The following is a 14,690-nucleotide window of genomic DNA, read 5'->3' on the forward strand; positions in this document are numbered from 1 at the left end:
ATTTAAAAAAAGATGACAAAAAGACATAAAAAAAAAGTGTGAAAATTAATTTGAGGCATAAAATTTGTTAATTTTGAAAATAAAATAGAATAATTATGAAAAAAATCTTAGCATTAGGAATTTTATCTGTGGCTATGTTTTCATGTAAAACGGCTACTAATACTAAAAACGATGTTCCTACTCAAATTAAATTAAAAGGAGAGTGGACGTTAGTTGATGTTAAATATCCCTCAGGATATAAAGTTACTTCGTTTCATGTTGCTGATGCAAAATGTTTTGAAGGTAGCCAATGGAAATTTGTTTCTAACAATAACTCGGGTACTGTTACGTTAAACAATGCTTCAAGTAATTGTCCGTCATTTAATTCAAGAATTATTTGGAACATTAAACAAGATGGTTCATTTAATTTAAAGTTTATTGGTGATGAAAAAGCAAAACATGTAACTACTGGTTATAATTTAACAGCTTCAAATATTACGGATAGCACATTTGAATTAATTGATAATTCAACAGAAGCAACAATTGTATACTCATTTGTAAAAAATAATAAATAAGAAAAGTTATGAGAAAATTAAATGTATATGTTTTAACTACTGCTATGTTGGCAGGAACTTTTTTAACAAGTTGTAATACGGTTAAAAATGCAAATAACACACAAAAAGGAGCAGCAGCTGGAGCAGCAGCTGGAGCAGTAATTGGCGGTGTTTTAGGTAATAACGTAGGTAGTAAAAACAACAGTGCTTTAGGAGCTGTTTTAGGTGGTGTAATTGGTGGTACAGCTGGTGCTATTATTGGAAAAGGTATGGATAAGCAAGCACAAGAAATTGAAACTGCTTTACCTGGAGCTGAAGTTGAACGTGTAGGAGAAGGTATTAAAGTGGTTTTAAATGAAAGTACAGTTAATTTTAATTTTGATTCAGCTGAATTAACACCTACAGCACAAGCAAATCTTGATAAAATTGTAAAAGTATTCAAACAAAACCCTAAAACCATGATTACTATTTATGGTTATACAGATAGTGTAGGTAAAGATGAATACAACATGAAATTATCTCGTAGCCGTGCAAATGCGGTTAGAGCATATATGGGGACTAAAGGTATTGGTTCTAAAAGAATTACTGCTCAAGGTATGGGAGAAGCGGATCCAATTGCTTCAAATGATACTAAGGATGGTCAAGCAAAAAACCGCCGTGTTGAGTTTGGTATTGTAGCAAACGAAGACATGATTCAAGATGCAAGAAAAGAAGCTGCAAAGTATTAGTTTTCAACAACTTGAAGGTAAAAATCGAAGTGCTTAAAAAAGTATTTCGATTTTTTTTAATTTTTTTTAAAAAAACATGTAACAATTTCTTAACTCTTACGACATATAGTTACAATCAATCTATAAAAAATGAAAAAGAATTTCAATCAACTTAAAAAAGTATTTGGAGGGTTTGTTCTAGGAACTGTCCTTTTGTTTAATTTTAATGGTACTATTTTAGCAGCCAATGTTCCAACTATTTCAATAGATTCTAGAGAGTTACCTAAACCTCAATTTCAAAATAATTTAGGAACTTTTTCTGTTGAACTTTTCAATTATAATGTAAGTAGAACGGCTTTGGTTAATGAATTGAACAGCTACTTTAATTTAAATGATAAAAATTCTTTTAAGTTAGAGGGTGAACATTCAGATAATTTAGGTAATACATATTTTAAATATCAACATTATTTTAATGATATTAAAATTGAAGGAGATATTGTTTTTATTCAGGTAAAGAATGATAAAGTACAATATATTAGTGGGCAAGTAGTAAATACAAAAGATTTAAATACCAGTGAAAAGGTGTCTAATGAGGATGTAAAAAAGGCAGCCTATGATCATTTTGGGACTAAGGAAAATGTTACTGAAGGAAAAATTGAAACTACTTTTTTCAAATTTGAAGGTAACGAAGCTGTTGAAGTAAAATTAGTAAAAGTAATCAGCTTATTTGGGTCGGCTCCTGTAAAGGCAGAGGATGTTTATGTTGATGCTCAGACAGGAAAGGTTTTATTTGCTAATAAAAAAATATATCATGCTGATACACCATCAACAAGTGCAACTTATTACAGAGGAAATCAATCTATAACTGTAGATTCTTATAGTGGTGGTTTTCGCTTAAAAGATAATGCTCGAAATATACATACTAGAAACGGTGCTGGTTGGGATGGTAGCGCAAACACAGCTACTGGAGAATTGACAGGTAATATTACTGAATATTCTAATTCAACAGCAAATTTTACTGGAGCAGCTACCAAACCTGCAGTTGAAGTACATTGGGGAATGAGTAAAACATACGATTATTATAAAAACATTCACAGTAGAAATGGTTTTGATGGACAAGGCTCTATTATACGTAATTACTATAATCCACCGAGTAAATATTTTGATGGTGGAAATGCAGCAGCTTTTGACCAACAAGGGATTGTAGGTATGGTTTATGGAGATGGTAAGACGAATGTACAAGGCCAAATGGTGCAAGTATTTAATCCTATGGTTGGTTTAGATGTTGCCGGACATGAGTATTCTCATTTAATAATTAGTAGAACTGCGAATTTAAAATATCTAAATGAGTCTGGAGCGTTGAATGAATCTTTTGCTGATATGTTTGGTGCAGCTATTGAGTTTTATGCTAATGTAAATCCTAATTGGACAATTGGTGAGGGATTAATTAATATGACTAATGTTATTTCTCCTAATTATTTAAGAAGCATGTCTAATCCTAATTCTGGCCCTTCAGCACTTGCTTCACAGCAACCAGATACCTACAAAGGAACTTATTGGGTGCCAACCTTAGCTCCTGGACAAGCTGGAAATGCTCAAAATGATTATGGTGGAGTTCATACAAATAGTGGAGTTGGTAATTTTTGGTTTTATTTATTAAGTGTTGGTGGTTCTGGAACAAATGATATTGGAAAGAAATATGATGTGGTTGGAATAACCATCCAGAAAGCCGAAAAAATTGCTTATAAAACATTGACTAGCTTAACTTCTACAGCAACTTATATGGATGCTTATAACGCGAGTAAAAATGCGGCAGCAACTTTATATGGTGCTAACTCTGAAGAATGGAAACAAGTTGTGAACGCATGGTATGCTGTTGGTATTGGAAATGCACCTGCATCTAATCAAAATGTAGAAATGGAAACTAAGTTAAATGTGTATCCAAACCCTGCAACTGGTGATGAAGTTACTATTGAGTCAAGTTTAGAGGAAGCTACAACAGTTGAAATGTATGATTTATCTGGTAAGCAAGTAATGGCACCTAGAACTTTAGAATATAGAACTACATTAAATGTGGCAAATTTTGCAACAGGTATGTATATTTTAAAATTCAAATCAAACTTAGGTCAATATTCTCATAAATTAATGATAAAATAATCATTTTTTAATACATTTATGTTTTTAAAAGGTTAGTGTTTTTACTAACCTTTTTTTAATATATTATGATATGGATTTTTCGGTAGTAAACGATCATTGGGAAATATTAGACCTTATTAAGGCTATTTGTTCTTTAATTGTAGGGATGATTTTAGGAGCAGAGAGAGAGTTAAAGGATAAAGCTGCAGGCCTTAGAACAATCACTTTAATTTGTTTAGGAAGTACGTTATTTACATTACTTTCTTATAAAATAGGTATGGGATCAACTGAAGATGCTACACGTATTGCATCTTATGTAGTTAGTGGAATTGGTTTTTTAGGTGCTGGTGTTATTTTTAAGGATGGTATTTCAATTAATGGTTTAACAACGGCAAGTATTATTTGGGTAGCTGCTGCTATTGGAATGAGTATTGGTTTTGGCGAGTTTTTTATGGCTTTAACATTCCTTGGTAGTTGTTTAATTATTATTCATTTTGGTGGATTTATTAATAAAAAACTACTTTCTCATGTCATGTTAAAAAATCTTCAAATAGAAATCTTAAAAAAGGATTTTGAAGAAAAATATAAAATTGAAGACGAAATTAAAACATTTTCAAAAAGAATTGAATTACGCAAACTAGAAGAAAATAGTGAATTTATTATCTTAACTTATGAATGTAAAATATTTACCAATAAAGTAGATGATTTAGAACGTTTTTTAGTTTATCACCCTTCAATACTTGGGTTTAAAATTTAAATTTTATTTAAATAAAGGATTGTTTATTTTGTTTTTTAGCATTTCTTTTACCGTTTCGCTCCATTCATTTGCTAAAATACTTAATACCATAGTATCTCTTCTTTGACCTGTTTTTGGGCATAAAGCGTTGCTTCTTAAAACACCATCAATAGTGCAACCAATACTTAATAAAGCATTTATACTGCGTAGATTTTCTGTGTACGCTCTAAATTCAACACGTTGCATGTTCATTTGTTCAAAAGCAAACTCTAACAAAAGCCATTTGCAATGTTTATTTACTCCAGAACCTTGATGATGCTTACCATACCAAGTATAGCCCATTTGCAAACGATTACTATCTAAAAAAATATCGCAATAACGAGTTGCACCTACATATTTGTTTTTTCTTTTATCAAATACTACAAAAGTGTACTCTTTTTCGTCAATACGTTTTTGAATTGCAATGCCAATATATTTATTTAAGTTATCAGGTGTATCACACTTAACCATTGAATATTCCCAAATTTCAGGTTCGTTTAAAGTGTACTCTAATAATTCTTCGTAATGCTTGGCAGATAAAGGTTCTAACCTTACAACATCATTTTCTAAAATATAATCTTCGTTGAAATTAAAGTTTATCATTAATTTAATTGGTAGTGTTTTGAATTAAGTTTTTGAAAAATGAAGTACTGAGTTGATCAAAATCAGTATTTTTTAATAACTCAAAAGTAAGGGTGCTTATTTTTTTGTAATCATTTTTTGTTATTTGATTTTCAAACAAATCATTATAAACATTACTAATGATACCAAAAACACCGTTTAACTCCTCAGGTTTTAATTCTTTATTTTTTGCAAATATAACTCTAAAAAAGTTTGCTGCAACATAAGCAGCAATTTCAATAGCATCGTTAACAGTAACTTTACCTTTTAGACTTTTATAATGTAAGAATGTTTCTAAATCGGTTTTAATTAGATTTTCTATATTCTTTGAATTCATAATTATTAAAGATGAAAAAACCTGTATAAAACAGGCTTTTTTGTTAGTGACAATTTTTGTCTAAATGTTTTTTAACGGATCCGCCTTGACAATTTGGTATTTCATCAAAAGGATATAGTTTTTTTACCGTTTCTCCATTTTCTTGTGTGGTGTAGGTAATTTCTTCTTTGGTAGTGTATCCATCGCCATCATCATCTAAATCTAAAAAATTAGGTTTTCCGTCGCCATCTGTATCATCATCCCATAAATTACCATTGTTATTCACATCTTCGTATTTGTCTAAAATACCATCATTATCATGATCAACTTCTTTTAAAGCTATTGATTTAATATCAAAAATAAGAGGAGCATAACCTGAAATATTTGTTCTTGAAGTGTTAAAGTAAGCTAAACCAGAAGGAATAAATACCACAACTCTACCAGGATTTTCATAAGTGTATGTTCCGTCTCCATTATCTGTAACACCACTAGCAGTGTTTATTTGTTGAAGGATTTGACGGTAACCTGAAATAATTTCGGTAGCAGCACCTAAGCTTGGGTAACTTGACCAAAATCCGAAAGGAAAAGTATCAAATGATGTTTTATCTAAATTATATCCTGCATAAGAAGTAAAAACATTGTCATGTTTATATGGTTTTTCACCACCGCCTTCGTTAATTATTAAATAATATACTTTGTATTCAACATTATCAACTTCTTTTTCGTACTTTCCTGTTTTTTGAGATAAGTTATAAGTATCGTTTTTTAAAGTAATCGATTTCAATTCATACTCGGTTTGTTTCCAAATAGAATTTGAAGCTTCATTAGCAACTGTTTCAAAAGTAACACCATCTTCTAAAACTTCCATTTTATTGGTTTTTAAAAACTCCTCAATTTTTTGAATGTTGTCATTAAAAACCTCTTGTCTATCACGAATTACAGTTTCTTTACCGTTGTCATCGTTTTTTTTACAGTTGATTACCAACAGTGAACAACCTAAAACGATTGCTGATGTTAAAAATCTTTTCATTTATCGTAAATTAATGGCGCAAGATACAATTTTCCTTTATTTTTGTTTCATAATTAACCCAAATTTATAAAATAAACATGCGAATAGATAAGTATTTATGGTGTATTAGGGTTTTTAAAACGCGTAGTATTGCTACGGAAGCTGTTAAAAAAGGTCAAATATCTGTAAATAATCAACAAGCTAAGGCATCAAGAGATGTTTTTGCCGGCGATAAAGTTACGGTACGTAAAGATCAAATTAATTATCAATACACTATTTTAGATATTCCTCAGGGTAGGTTAGGGGCCAAGCTGGTTGATATGTATCGTAAAGATGAAACACCACCTGAAGCTTTTGAACATTTAGAACTATTGAAATTAGCTAAGGAACATTATAGATCAAAAGGAGAAGGACGTCCTACCAAAAAAGATCGAAGAGATATTGAAGGATATTTAGATGATGATAATTTAGAAGAAGAAAACAATGAAACTATCTAAAAATTACTGGTCTAGCAGATACCAAGAAGCTGATATTCCGTGGGATACTGGTGCTGTAACTACACCAATTAAAGCATATATTGATAAATTAACTAATAAAGATATTAAAATTTTAGTACCGGGTGTTGGTAATGGTTACGAATTGGCTTATTTGTTTAATAATGGTTTTAAAAATGTGTACGGTTTAGATATTTCTAAAGAGCCTTTGCAGAATTTTAAAAATCAAAACTGCAATTTTCCTTCAGATCAGTTAATTGAGGATGATTTTTTTAATTTTGAAGACACTTTTGATTTGATTATTGAACAAACTTTTTTTTGCGCACTTTCACCAGAATTAAGACCTTTGTATGCAGCAAAAATGGATAGTTTATTAAAGCCAAACGGAAAATTAGCAGGTGTTTTATTTTCATTTCCGTTAACAACTCAAGGTCCTCCTTTTGGAGGAAGCAAAGAAGAATATCAAAAACTGTTTTCAAATACATTTGATATTAAAACTTTAGAACCTTGCTACAATTCAATTAAACCAAGAATGAACAACGAATATTTCATCATCTTAAAAAAGTAAAAAATGAAACAAAATATAATTTTAAATCAACACCAAATTGACCAAATTGTAAAGCGAATTGCGTATCAAATTTATGAAACTTTTGTAGATGAAACTGAAGTTGTAATTGCTGGAATTGCAAATAGTGGATATGTTTTTGCTCAGAAAATTGCCGATGAGGTTATGAAAGTTTCCGATTTGAAAGTGATTTTAGGTAGAGTGGAAATAAACAAGCAAAATCCTTTATTAGAGGTAAAAACCGATTTGCAAACTTCAGAATATCAGGATAAATCTTTGATTTTAGTTGATGATGTTATGAATTCTGGCGCTACTTTAATTTATGGTGTTAAGTATTTTTTAGATGTACCACTTAAAAAATTCAAAACAGCGGTTTTAATTGATAGAAATCATAAAAAATTTCCTGTAAAGGCTGATTTTAAAGGAATTTCATTATCAACATCAAGTTTAGAACACATACAAGTTGTTTTTAATGAAACAGAAGAATATGCTTATTTAAGTTAAACAAAAAAAGCAATCTAGAAATAGATTGCTTTTTTGTACTTAATATTATCTTGTAAACAATAACTCTCTGTATTTAGTTAAGGTCCATAATTCATTATCAACCATTAATTCTAATTTATCGGCATGGTAACGAATTTCATCAAAATAAGGTTTTACGTTATTACAATATGCATGTGCCATAGCTTCAGCAGATGTTTGTGAATTAGCATCTTTACGAGCATCTTGCATTGCGTGAATTTTAGAGTTTAACTCGTTTACGTGCATTGAAATCTTCTTTAAAATTAAGATTTGTTCTGCAGCATATTGTTCAAAATCTTTCCCAAAAATTTCTTTTAATCCTTTAATGTTTTCAATCAATAAATTTTGATATCTAAACGCAGTAGGAATAATATGGTTACGAACAATATCACCTAAAACACGACCTTCAATTTGTACTTTTTTGCAGTATTCTTCTAATTCAATTTCGTAACGCGATTCAACCTCTGTATGATTCATCACGTTTAATTCACTAAATAAATCAAAAGCTTTTTGTGAAACCTTAGCTTTTAAAGCAGCTGGAGTTGTTTTGTGGTTTGATAATCCGCGTTTTGCAGCTTCTTCTTCCCATTCTTTGCTATATCCATCACCTTCAAACAAAATATGCTTGGTTTCTTTAATGTACTCACGTAACACATTAAAAATAGCCTCATCTTTCTTTAAACCATCTTTTTCAACCAAAGTATCCACTTGTTTTCTGAAATCGATTAATTGTTTTGCAACAATTGTGTTTAACGTAGTCATTGATGTAGCACAGTTAGCTGTAGAACCAACTGCACGGAACTCAAACTTATTACCTGTAAAAGCAAATGGCGATGTACGGTTACGATCGGTATTATCTAACAAAACATCTGGAATTTTACCAACAACGTTTAATTTTAAATCGGTTTTTTCTTCAGGCGATAATTTTCCGTTAGAAACACCTTCTAATTCTTCTAAAACTTTGGTTAATTGTTGCCCAATGAAAATAGAAATAATTGCTGGTGGCGCTTCGTTTGCTCCTAAACGATGATCGTTTGATGCTGATGCAATAGAAGCTCTTAACAATTCTTCATATTCAGAAACCGCTTTTATGGTATTGATAAAGAAAGTTAAAAATTGTAAATTACTTGTTGGCGTTTTTCCAGGAGCTAATAAATTAACACCTGTATCTGTTGCTAACGACCAGTTGTTGTGTTTACCAGAACCGTTAACGCCTTTAAATGGTTTTTCGTGAAATAATACTTTGAAATGATGACGTTCTGCAACTTTTTGCATTACATCCATTAATAATGAGTTATGATCTACTGCTAAATTGGTTTCCTCAAAAATAGGCGCTAACTCAAATTGATTTGGAGCAACTTCGTTATGGCGTGTTTTTACAGGAATTCCTAACAACATGCATTCATTTTCTAAATCGCGCATGTAGTTTAAAACACGTGTTGGAATCGATCCAAAATAATGATCTTCTAATTGTTGTCCTTTTGCAGAAACGTGTCCTAATAATGTTCTACCTGTTTGTAAAATATCAGGACGTGATGCTGCTAAAGCATCATCAATTAAGAAATATTCTTGCTCCCAACCTAAAGTAGGTGTTACTTTTTTTACGTTTTTGTCGAAGAATTTAGCCACTTCAGTAGCCGCTTCATCAATAGCAGACAATGCGCGTAACAAAGGTGCTTTGTTGTCTAAAGCTTCACCTGTATACGAAACAAAAACGGTAGGAATACATAAAGTAGTACCAAAAATGAAAGCTGGCGAAGTAGGATCCCAAGCAGAATACCCACGAGCTTCGAATGTATTACGAATACCTCCATTTGGAAAAGAAGAAGCATCTGGTTCTTGTTGAGATAGTGCTGTTCCTCCAAATTTCTCAACAGGATCTTCACCATCAAAAGAAGTTTCAAAGAAAGCATCGTGCTTTTCAGCAGTTGTTCCCGTTAAAGGCTGAAACCAGTGTGTATAATGTGTAACACCTTTGCTCATAGCCCATTCTTTCATACCTAAAGCTACATAATCTGCAATTTTACGATCAATTTTTACACCATGATCAATTGCTGAACGTACTGCTTTATACGCTTCTGATGTTAAATGTTGGCGCATTGCTTTATCATTAAAAACATTGCTACCAAAAATTTCTGATTTTTTACCTAAGTCCGCCACTTCAACTATTGGACGATTACTTGCTGCTTTTAAAGCTTCAAAACGAAAAGATGCCATATTACTTTCTTTGTATTGATTTACACAGCAAAATTAAATAAAAAATCAATTCAAAATAAAAACACCCCTAAAAATTTAGGGGTGTATGTAAAAATAGTATTATTTTTTCTTTAACTGAAGTGTTTTAACAGGGGTGTTTTCTAAACCTAACGCTTTTATAGTGGCATTGTAATCACTATAATTCATTTTTTGTTGAAATCCGCCTGGCACTACAACAACTCTAAAAGTTTGACGGTATACAAATTCATTATACTCTGCATCAGACAATTCGTTCACTGGGAAATTAGCAGAGAAATAAACTTTCACATCGTAACGTGTAAAGTCGTAATCGTATTTTACCATATCACTACCACCTAAAGGATAAGATACTGGAATTAATGTCCAAGAGTTTCCTTGCCAACGGTACACTAAAACATTATCACTATCATATAAAGGTGTTGTAAAATCCCAAGTAGCAGATAATGTATACGCATCTTCTTGCTTACTTAAAGTTTCATTTGGTAATTCAAAAACTTGAGAGTAGGTACCATTATCCTCATAATACTCATCAATTGTACAACTTTGTAATGTTGCAAATCCTGCCAACATAAATACAAGTAAAGCTATCTTTTTCATAATATGTAATTTTAAAATGTTTGTAAATTTATTTTTATATTATGTTACATATCATATATCGTGCCAAGATTTGTTATTTTATTTTAAATCCCTCTGTAGGAATTTGAATATTGTAGGTTTTTCCTGTATATACAAGTAAGGATGTATCAATAAGCCACGGATTGTACAATTTTAAAAGCTTGTAATTTATACCTTGGTCTAATGCCCATTTTTGTAAATCATCAATATTTGTAGAGACAGGAACTGTTTTAGTTTTAACAGGTTTGTAAAGTTCATCTTTAGAGAAAACAAATCCATATTTGTCTGAATTTTTCATGATTTCTTTTAACGCTAAAATTCTAAAAACATAGCGCGAAGTTTCTTCATTCAAATACAAATCATAATAATCGGTCACTCCTTGAGCTGTTTGCTGACGCTCAATTCCTGCCATTCCTCGGTTATAAGCAGCTGCAACTAATGTCCAATTTCCAAACTTAGTATAAGCTTTTTTTAAGTAAGAGCAAGCCGCTTCGGTAGCTTTTATAACATCGTAACGTTCGTCAACAGTACTGCTAACTTCTAAATTATATTCTTTTGCTGTTTCGGGCATAAATTGCCAAAAGCCTTTAGCACCAGCAGCTGATGTAGCATTTGTAAGTGAACTTTCAATTACACATAAGTACTTAAAATCATCAGGAATACCATTTTTTTTCAAAATAGGTTCAATGTCCGAAAAATACCTATTGGCTCTTTTAATAATAAGCGTTGTGGCAGAATGTAAGTTGATATTCACGACCATTTCACGGTCTAATCGTTCTTTTACATCAATAATTTCAACGGGCACACGCTCTCCGCAAAAGTCTAAGTCTTTTAATGCATAATTTGTTGAACTGTTTTCTTTTACAGGTTCAGAATTAATAGGTTTAAATTGATAAAACAAGGAACTTGCACTAACAATTCCTATTAAGAAAATACTTTTTCTATAATTAATTTTCATAGCTATTTTTCTAAAATTTCTTCTAATTTTTTGTTGATCCACTTGGCATTAACTAAGACCATAATGTGAGTTCCATTTTCTAAAAAGTAGGCGTTTTCTACCTTTTTTGCAGGAAAAATATGATCTTTTGTGCCATGTAAATGAAAAACGTTTTCAACAGGATTTTTATTTTCCCATATAATAACATTTTTAAAAGCCCAATCTAAATAATTTTTTGACCGAACAGATAAGTACTTTTGATACATATCAATACGGTGTTTTATTTTTTTTGAATATACTACTTTTTTGGTAACGTTCTCAATTAAATTTACATACGATGTTGGAAAAAAATGATACAACCTCCATTTTCTTGCCCAAAATATTCTTGAAGGAAATTCAGACGGACTTTTTACACTTGAAATTATAATAACTTTTTCAACTTTAATCAATTTTGCTAATTCCTGAACAATTATTCCACCAAAAGATACACCTATCAAAATAGGGTTTTCATGTTTAATGATGGAGAGTAATCTAGTACAGTAAGTAGTTAAGCTTTCTTTTTTATCGGGCTCTAACCATTCAATAAAATGTAATTGGTATTTTTCTTTGTCTAATTTAATATTTTCAAAAATTTGACAATTTGCAGCCATACCAGGCATTAGATATATATTTTTCACGTGACTCTAACTATTGGTTACTAGATATTTTTGCATTATTGAAAATAATTTGTTTATTTTGCAATTAATGTAATTAAGAAATTAAGGTTTAATTTTTAATAATGCTTTTTTTGTTATTGTTTATTAATGATGTCATTTCTTAAAATTGGGTAATTTACTATAAAAGTAGAAAAAAATTGTATTTATGGAATTTAAAAACAACGAATTGTTAAGACAATTTGAATGTAGATGTGGCGAACGATTTGTAATTATTGAATATTCTATTCAAGAGCGCAAACTTTTTTTAACTAAGTTAAATCCTAATGGTTGCGATGACGAGGTGTTAATTAATAATTTTATCAGAAGTATTTTAGATAAAGCCGAAGAAAAGAGATTAAGAGTTGTACCTGTAAGTAGTGCTATTGTAGCTTTCTTTAAGAAAAATCCAAGTTACCGTGAATTATTAGCGGCAGGTATCAAAATATAAATAAAACCAACAACCAAAACTATAAAAACGAAAAACGTGCTTTAATTTAAAGCACGTTTTTTAATTATTTGTCAGTTGAAAGCATGTTTTTAGGACTAATCCCAAATTTTAATAATTGATTGGTTTGATTTAATACATTGCCTTTACCTTCTTTTAATTGATTTTGCGCTTTGTTGTAATTATCCTGAAGTTGTTCTATTTGTTTTCCAACTTGGTCAAATGTTTTGCTAAAAAGGACCATTTTATCGTACATTCTTTCGGCTTGTTTAACAATTTTTTCTGCCGATTTGTCTTGCTTATCTCTATTCCATAAATCAACAATAAGCTTTAAACAGGCAATTAAATTAGTTGGACTTATTAATAAAATGCGTTTTTTATAGGCATCATTCCATAAATTAGTATCATTTTGCATTGCTAATAAATATGCGGGTTCAATAGGTACAAAAAGCATTGTGAAATCTAAACCGTTTACTTGTTTGTGATAATCTTTAGCACTTAAATCGTCAATATGAAAACGGATTGCTTTTAAATGATTTGCTAAATGTATTTTTTGTTCATCTGCATTTTCAACCGTGCAAAATTGTTCATAAGCATTTAAAGAAACTTTTGAGTCAATGATAATTGATCTATTATTGGGTAAATCAACAATAATATCTGGTCGCAAATTTTTTCCTTCATTGGTAACCAAATTGCTTTGTACTCTGTATTCTCGATCCTTAATTAAGCCCGATTTTTGTAAAATGCTTTCCAAAATCATTTCGCCCCAATCGCCTTGTTTTTTATGACTATTCTTTAATGCATTAGCCAAATTATTGGCTTCAGTACTAATTTTTGTGGTTTGATTCATCAGTTCTTTTATACGTTCATCTAACGAAAATCGAATTTTGGATTCTTTATCATAAGTATCTTCTACCTGCTTTTTAAACTGATGAATATTTTCGTTTAAAGGTTTTAAAATAGCTTCAATATTTAGTTGGTTTACTTGAGTAAATTTGCTTGATTTTTCTTCTAACAATTTCTGAGCAATATTTTCAAACTGTAAAGTAGTATTTTCATGCATCTTTTTTAATTCATTTTGTTGAAATATCAATTTGTCTTCTAAAGCATTATTTTTTCCATCTAAATGTAATTTTTCTTTTAATAAAGCGTCATTTTTATCATTTGAAACGATTAAATTATTTTTCAATTCAATGTTTAGTTGAGATGATAATTCAAGCCGAGTTGCAATTTCTTGTCGTTCTAAAATTAATTGACTATATTGTTGTTGAAGGTTATCTAATACTTTTTTAGTAGTATTTACCTTTATAACATAATAAATTACAATACTTAAAAGCAAAATGATGATAATTATAAAAAATGAAATTGATGACATAAATAGAGATTTTTAGTAAAAATACTTTAACACAGCGACAATTAATGACGATTTTAAAAATAAATGATTCGTAAATACCTAAATTTAGGTATGGTTAAGTAATATATTCTTAGTAAATTAGCTAAAAAATAAAAGCTTAATGTTATGAAAAAAGTATTAGTATTAGCAGCATTAGTGTTGGGGTTGAATACATATGCCCAAGACTATAAAAACTCTATTGGTATCCGTTTAGGATCAGGTTATTATGATTTAGTAAGTGCTTCTTACAAAACATTTATTACCCAGCCAGGAGCTTTAGAATTTAATTTAGGTATAAAACCTAGTTCACATTATAATTATGATTGGACGAGCGTTTCAGTATCGGGTGCTTATCAACACCATTTTCCAATTGGAAATATTGATGGTTTTAAATGGTATGTTGGTGGTGGTTTAGTAGCCTCAAATAGTTTTTCTGATTATGATAACTATTCTGGTTTTAGTTTAGGTATCTTTCCTACGGGTGGTGTAGATTTTAAACTTAAAAATGCTCCTTTTGCATTTTCAGTAGATGTAAGACCAACTATACATGTTGTAGAAGGTTTTGATTATTATAATGGATTTTACTTTAATGGGGGTGTAACTGCACGTTATACTTTTTAATAATATATGATATGTTAATAAAAGGTTGCTTAATTTAAGCAACCTTTTTATTTTGAAAACTAATTTTAACA

At 30.3% G+C, this 14,690-nt stretch carries 17 protein-coding genes; 9 read left to right on the top strand and 8 right to left on the bottom strand.

All coding sequences use genetic code 11. The features are described 5' to 3' along the window. Positions 1–95: 95 nt before the first annotated feature. The 4 genes from H1R17_RS08075 (at position 96) to H1R17_RS08090 (ending at position 4,133) form a co-directional block, all read left to right on the top strand. Entirely contained in the window at positions 96–554 is a 459-nt protein-coding gene (locus tag H1R17_RS08075) for a lipocalin family protein (protein WP_163432410.1), read from the top strand. A gap of 8 nt (positions 555–562) precedes the next feature. After that, a complete protein-coding gene (locus tag H1R17_RS08080) occupies positions 563–1,261 on the top strand; it encodes an OmpA family protein (RefSeq protein ID WP_163432409.1) in 699 nt (232 codons plus the stop codon). A 129-nt stretch (positions 1,262–1,390) separates the two neighbouring features. Further along, a complete protein-coding gene (locus H1R17_RS08085; RefSeq protein ID WP_163432408.1) occupies positions 1,391–3,397 on the top strand; it encodes a M4 family metallopeptidase in 2,007 nt (668 codons plus the stop codon). A gap of 70 nt (positions 3,398–3,467) precedes the next feature. Then, a complete protein-coding gene (locus H1R17_RS08090; RefSeq protein WP_163432407.1) occupies positions 3,468–4,133 on the top strand; it encodes an MgtC/SapB family protein in 666 nt (221 codons plus the stop codon). Positions 4,134–4,136: 3 nt separating this feature from the next. On the opposite strand, the gene H1R17_RS08095 is transcribed toward H1R17_RS08090, so the two are convergent. The 3 genes from H1R17_RS08095 to H1R17_RS08105 are packed head-to-tail and all read right to left on the bottom strand — an operon-like array spanning position 4,137 to position 6,118. Then, on the bottom strand, positions 4,137–4,754 hold the full coding sequence (locus tag H1R17_RS08095) for a GNAT family N-acetyltransferase (RefSeq protein WP_163432406.1): 618 nt from the start codon (positions 4,752–4,754) through the stop codon (positions 4,137–4,139). A gap of 4 nt (positions 4,755–4,758) precedes the next feature. After that, entirely contained in the window at positions 4,759–5,109 is a 351-nt protein-coding gene (locus tag H1R17_RS08100; RefSeq protein WP_163432405.1) for a hypothetical protein, read from the bottom strand. 43 nt (positions 5,110–5,152) lie between these two features. Then, positions 5,153–6,118: an FKBP-type peptidyl-prolyl cis-trans isomerase gene (locus H1R17_RS08105; protein ID WP_163432404.1), complete on the bottom strand. Its 966-nt coding sequence runs from the start codon at positions 6,116–6,118 to the stop codon at positions 5,153–5,155. Positions 6,119–6,195: 77 nt separating this feature from the next. Between H1R17_RS08105 and H1R17_RS08110 the strand changes: the two genes are divergently transcribed. From H1R17_RS08110 to H1R17_RS08120, 3 genes are read left to right on the top strand one after another with little or no spacing between them, the layout of a single operon-like run. Continuing rightward, positions 6,196–6,594: an RNA-binding S4 domain-containing protein gene (locus H1R17_RS08110; RefSeq protein ID WP_163432403.1), complete on the top strand. Its 399-nt coding sequence runs from the start codon at positions 6,196–6,198 to the stop codon at positions 6,592–6,594. After that, complete coding sequence (locus H1R17_RS08115) at positions 6,581–7,159, top strand: methyltransferase domain-containing protein (protein WP_163432402.1); 579 nt, start codon at positions 6,581–6,583, stop codon at positions 7,157–7,159. The genes H1R17_RS08110 and H1R17_RS08115 overlap by 14 nt, the downstream gene beginning before the upstream one ends. Before the next feature lie 3 nt (positions 7,160–7,162). Further along, the gene (locus H1R17_RS08120; protein WP_163432401.1) at positions 7,163–7,660 is read left to right on the top strand and encodes a phosphoribosyltransferase domain-containing protein; all 498 of its coding nucleotides are present in this window, start codon (positions 7,163–7,165) and stop codon (positions 7,658–7,660) included. Positions 7,661–7,705: 45 nt separating this feature from the next. Here H1R17_RS08120 and H1R17_RS08125 read toward each other — a convergent pair whose 3' ends face one another. From H1R17_RS08125 to H1R17_RS08140, 4 genes are all read right to left on the bottom strand, one after another. Then, on the bottom strand, positions 7,706–9,895 hold the full coding sequence (locus H1R17_RS08125; RefSeq protein WP_163432400.1) for a glutamine synthetase III: 2,190 nt from the start codon (positions 9,893–9,895) through the stop codon (positions 7,706–7,708). Positions 9,896–9,994: 99 nt separating this feature from the next. Beyond that, positions 9,995–10,510 carry a hypothetical protein gene (locus tag H1R17_RS08130; protein WP_163432399.1) on the bottom strand — a complete coding sequence of 172 codons (516 nt, stop codon included), beginning with the start codon at positions 10,508–10,510 and terminating at the stop codon, positions 9,995–9,997. Positions 10,511–10,583: 73 nt separating this feature from the next. Then, positions 10,584–11,486, bottom strand: coding sequence for a lytic transglycosylase domain-containing protein (locus H1R17_RS08135; protein WP_163432398.1), 903 nt, complete (start codon positions 11,484–11,486; stop codon positions 10,584–10,586). Between the two features lie 2 nt (positions 11,487–11,488). Next, complete coding sequence (locus tag H1R17_RS08140; protein WP_163432397.1) at positions 11,489–12,142, bottom strand: alpha/beta hydrolase; 654 nt, start codon at positions 12,140–12,142, stop codon at positions 11,489–11,491. 184 nt (positions 12,143–12,326) lie between these two features. On the opposite strand from H1R17_RS08140, the gene H1R17_RS08145 reads away from it, so the two are divergent. Then, complete coding sequence (locus H1R17_RS08145; protein ID WP_163432396.1) at positions 12,327–12,608, top strand: GNAT family N-acetyltransferase; 282 nt, start codon at positions 12,327–12,329, stop codon at positions 12,606–12,608. A 64-nt stretch (positions 12,609–12,672) separates the two neighbouring features. On the opposite strand, the gene H1R17_RS08150 is transcribed toward H1R17_RS08145, so the two are convergent. Beyond that, positions 12,673–13,980 carry a DNA recombination protein RmuC gene (locus tag H1R17_RS08150; RefSeq protein WP_163432395.1) on the bottom strand — a complete coding sequence of 436 codons (1,308 nt, stop codon included), beginning with the start codon at positions 13,978–13,980 and terminating at the stop codon, positions 12,673–12,675. Positions 13,981–14,124: 144 nt separating this feature from the next. Between H1R17_RS08150 and H1R17_RS08155 the strand changes: the two genes are divergently transcribed. Next, positions 14,125–14,619 carry a hypothetical protein gene (locus H1R17_RS08155; RefSeq protein ID WP_163432394.1) on the top strand — a complete coding sequence of 165 codons (495 nt, stop codon included), beginning with the start codon at positions 14,125–14,127 and terminating at the stop codon, positions 14,617–14,619. Positions 14,620–14,690: the final 71 nt, after the last annotated feature.

This window comes from Flavobacterium sp. xlx-214, from assembly GCF_013874595.1.
Lineage (GTDB): Bacteria > Bacteroidota > Bacteroidia > Flavobacteriales > Flavobacteriaceae > Flavobacterium.

Excerpts from the sequence above, each read along its gene's own strand:
- H1R17_RS08120 (WP_163432401.1), top strand. The coding sequence starts at position 7,163 with ATGAAACAAAATATAATTTTAAATCAACACCAAATTGACCAAATTGTA.
- H1R17_RS08100 (WP_163432405.1), bottom strand. The coding sequence starts at position 5,109 with ATGAATTCAAAGAATATAGAAAATCTAATTAAAACCGATTTAGAAACA.
- H1R17_RS08075 (WP_163432410.1), top strand. The coding sequence starts at position 96 with ATGAAAAAAATCTTAGCATTAGGAATTTTATCTGTGGCTATGTTTTCA.
- H1R17_RS08080 (WP_163432409.1), top strand. The coding sequence starts at position 563 with ATGAGAAAATTAAATGTATATGTTTTAACTACTGCTATGTTGGCAGGA.
- H1R17_RS08095 (WP_163432406.1), bottom strand. The coding sequence starts at position 4,754 with ATGATAAACTTTAATTTCAACGAAGATTATATTTTAGAAAATGATGTT.
- H1R17_RS08150 (WP_163432395.1), bottom strand. The coding sequence starts at position 13,980 with ATGTCATCAATTTCATTTTTTATAATTATCATCATTTTGCTTTTAAGT.
- H1R17_RS08130 (WP_163432399.1), bottom strand. The coding sequence starts at position 10,510 with ATGAAAAAGATAGCTTTACTTGTATTTATGTTGGCAGGATTTGCAACA.
- H1R17_RS08145 (WP_163432396.1), top strand. The coding sequence starts at position 12,327 with ATGGAATTTAAAAACAACGAATTGTTAAGACAATTTGAATGTAGATGT.
- H1R17_RS08115 (WP_163432402.1), top strand. The coding sequence starts at position 6,581 with ATGAAACTATCTAAAAATTACTGGTCTAGCAGATACCAAGAAGCTGAT.
- H1R17_RS08135 (WP_163432398.1), bottom strand. The coding sequence starts at position 11,486 with ATGAAAATTAATTATAGAAAAAGTATTTTCTTAATAGGAATTGTTAGT.
- H1R17_RS08110 (WP_163432403.1), top strand. The coding sequence starts at position 6,196 with ATGCGAATAGATAAGTATTTATGGTGTATTAGGGTTTTTAAAACGCGT.
- H1R17_RS08090 (WP_163432407.1), top strand. The coding sequence starts at position 3,468 with ATGGATTTTTCGGTAGTAAACGATCATTGGGAAATATTAGACCTTATT.
- H1R17_RS08085 (WP_163432408.1), top strand. The coding sequence starts at position 1,391 with ATGAAAAAGAATTTCAATCAACTTAAAAAAGTATTTGGAGGGTTTGTT.
- H1R17_RS08125 (WP_163432400.1), bottom strand. The coding sequence starts at position 9,895 with ATGGCATCTTTTCGTTTTGAAGCTTTAAAAGCAGCAAGTAATCGTCCA.
- H1R17_RS08155 (WP_163432394.1), top strand. The coding sequence starts at position 14,125 with ATGAAAAAAGTATTAGTATTAGCAGCATTAGTGTTGGGGTTGAATACA.
- H1R17_RS08105 (WP_163432404.1), bottom strand. The coding sequence starts at position 6,118 with ATGAAAAGATTTTTAACATCAGCAATCGTTTTAGGTTGTTCACTGTTG.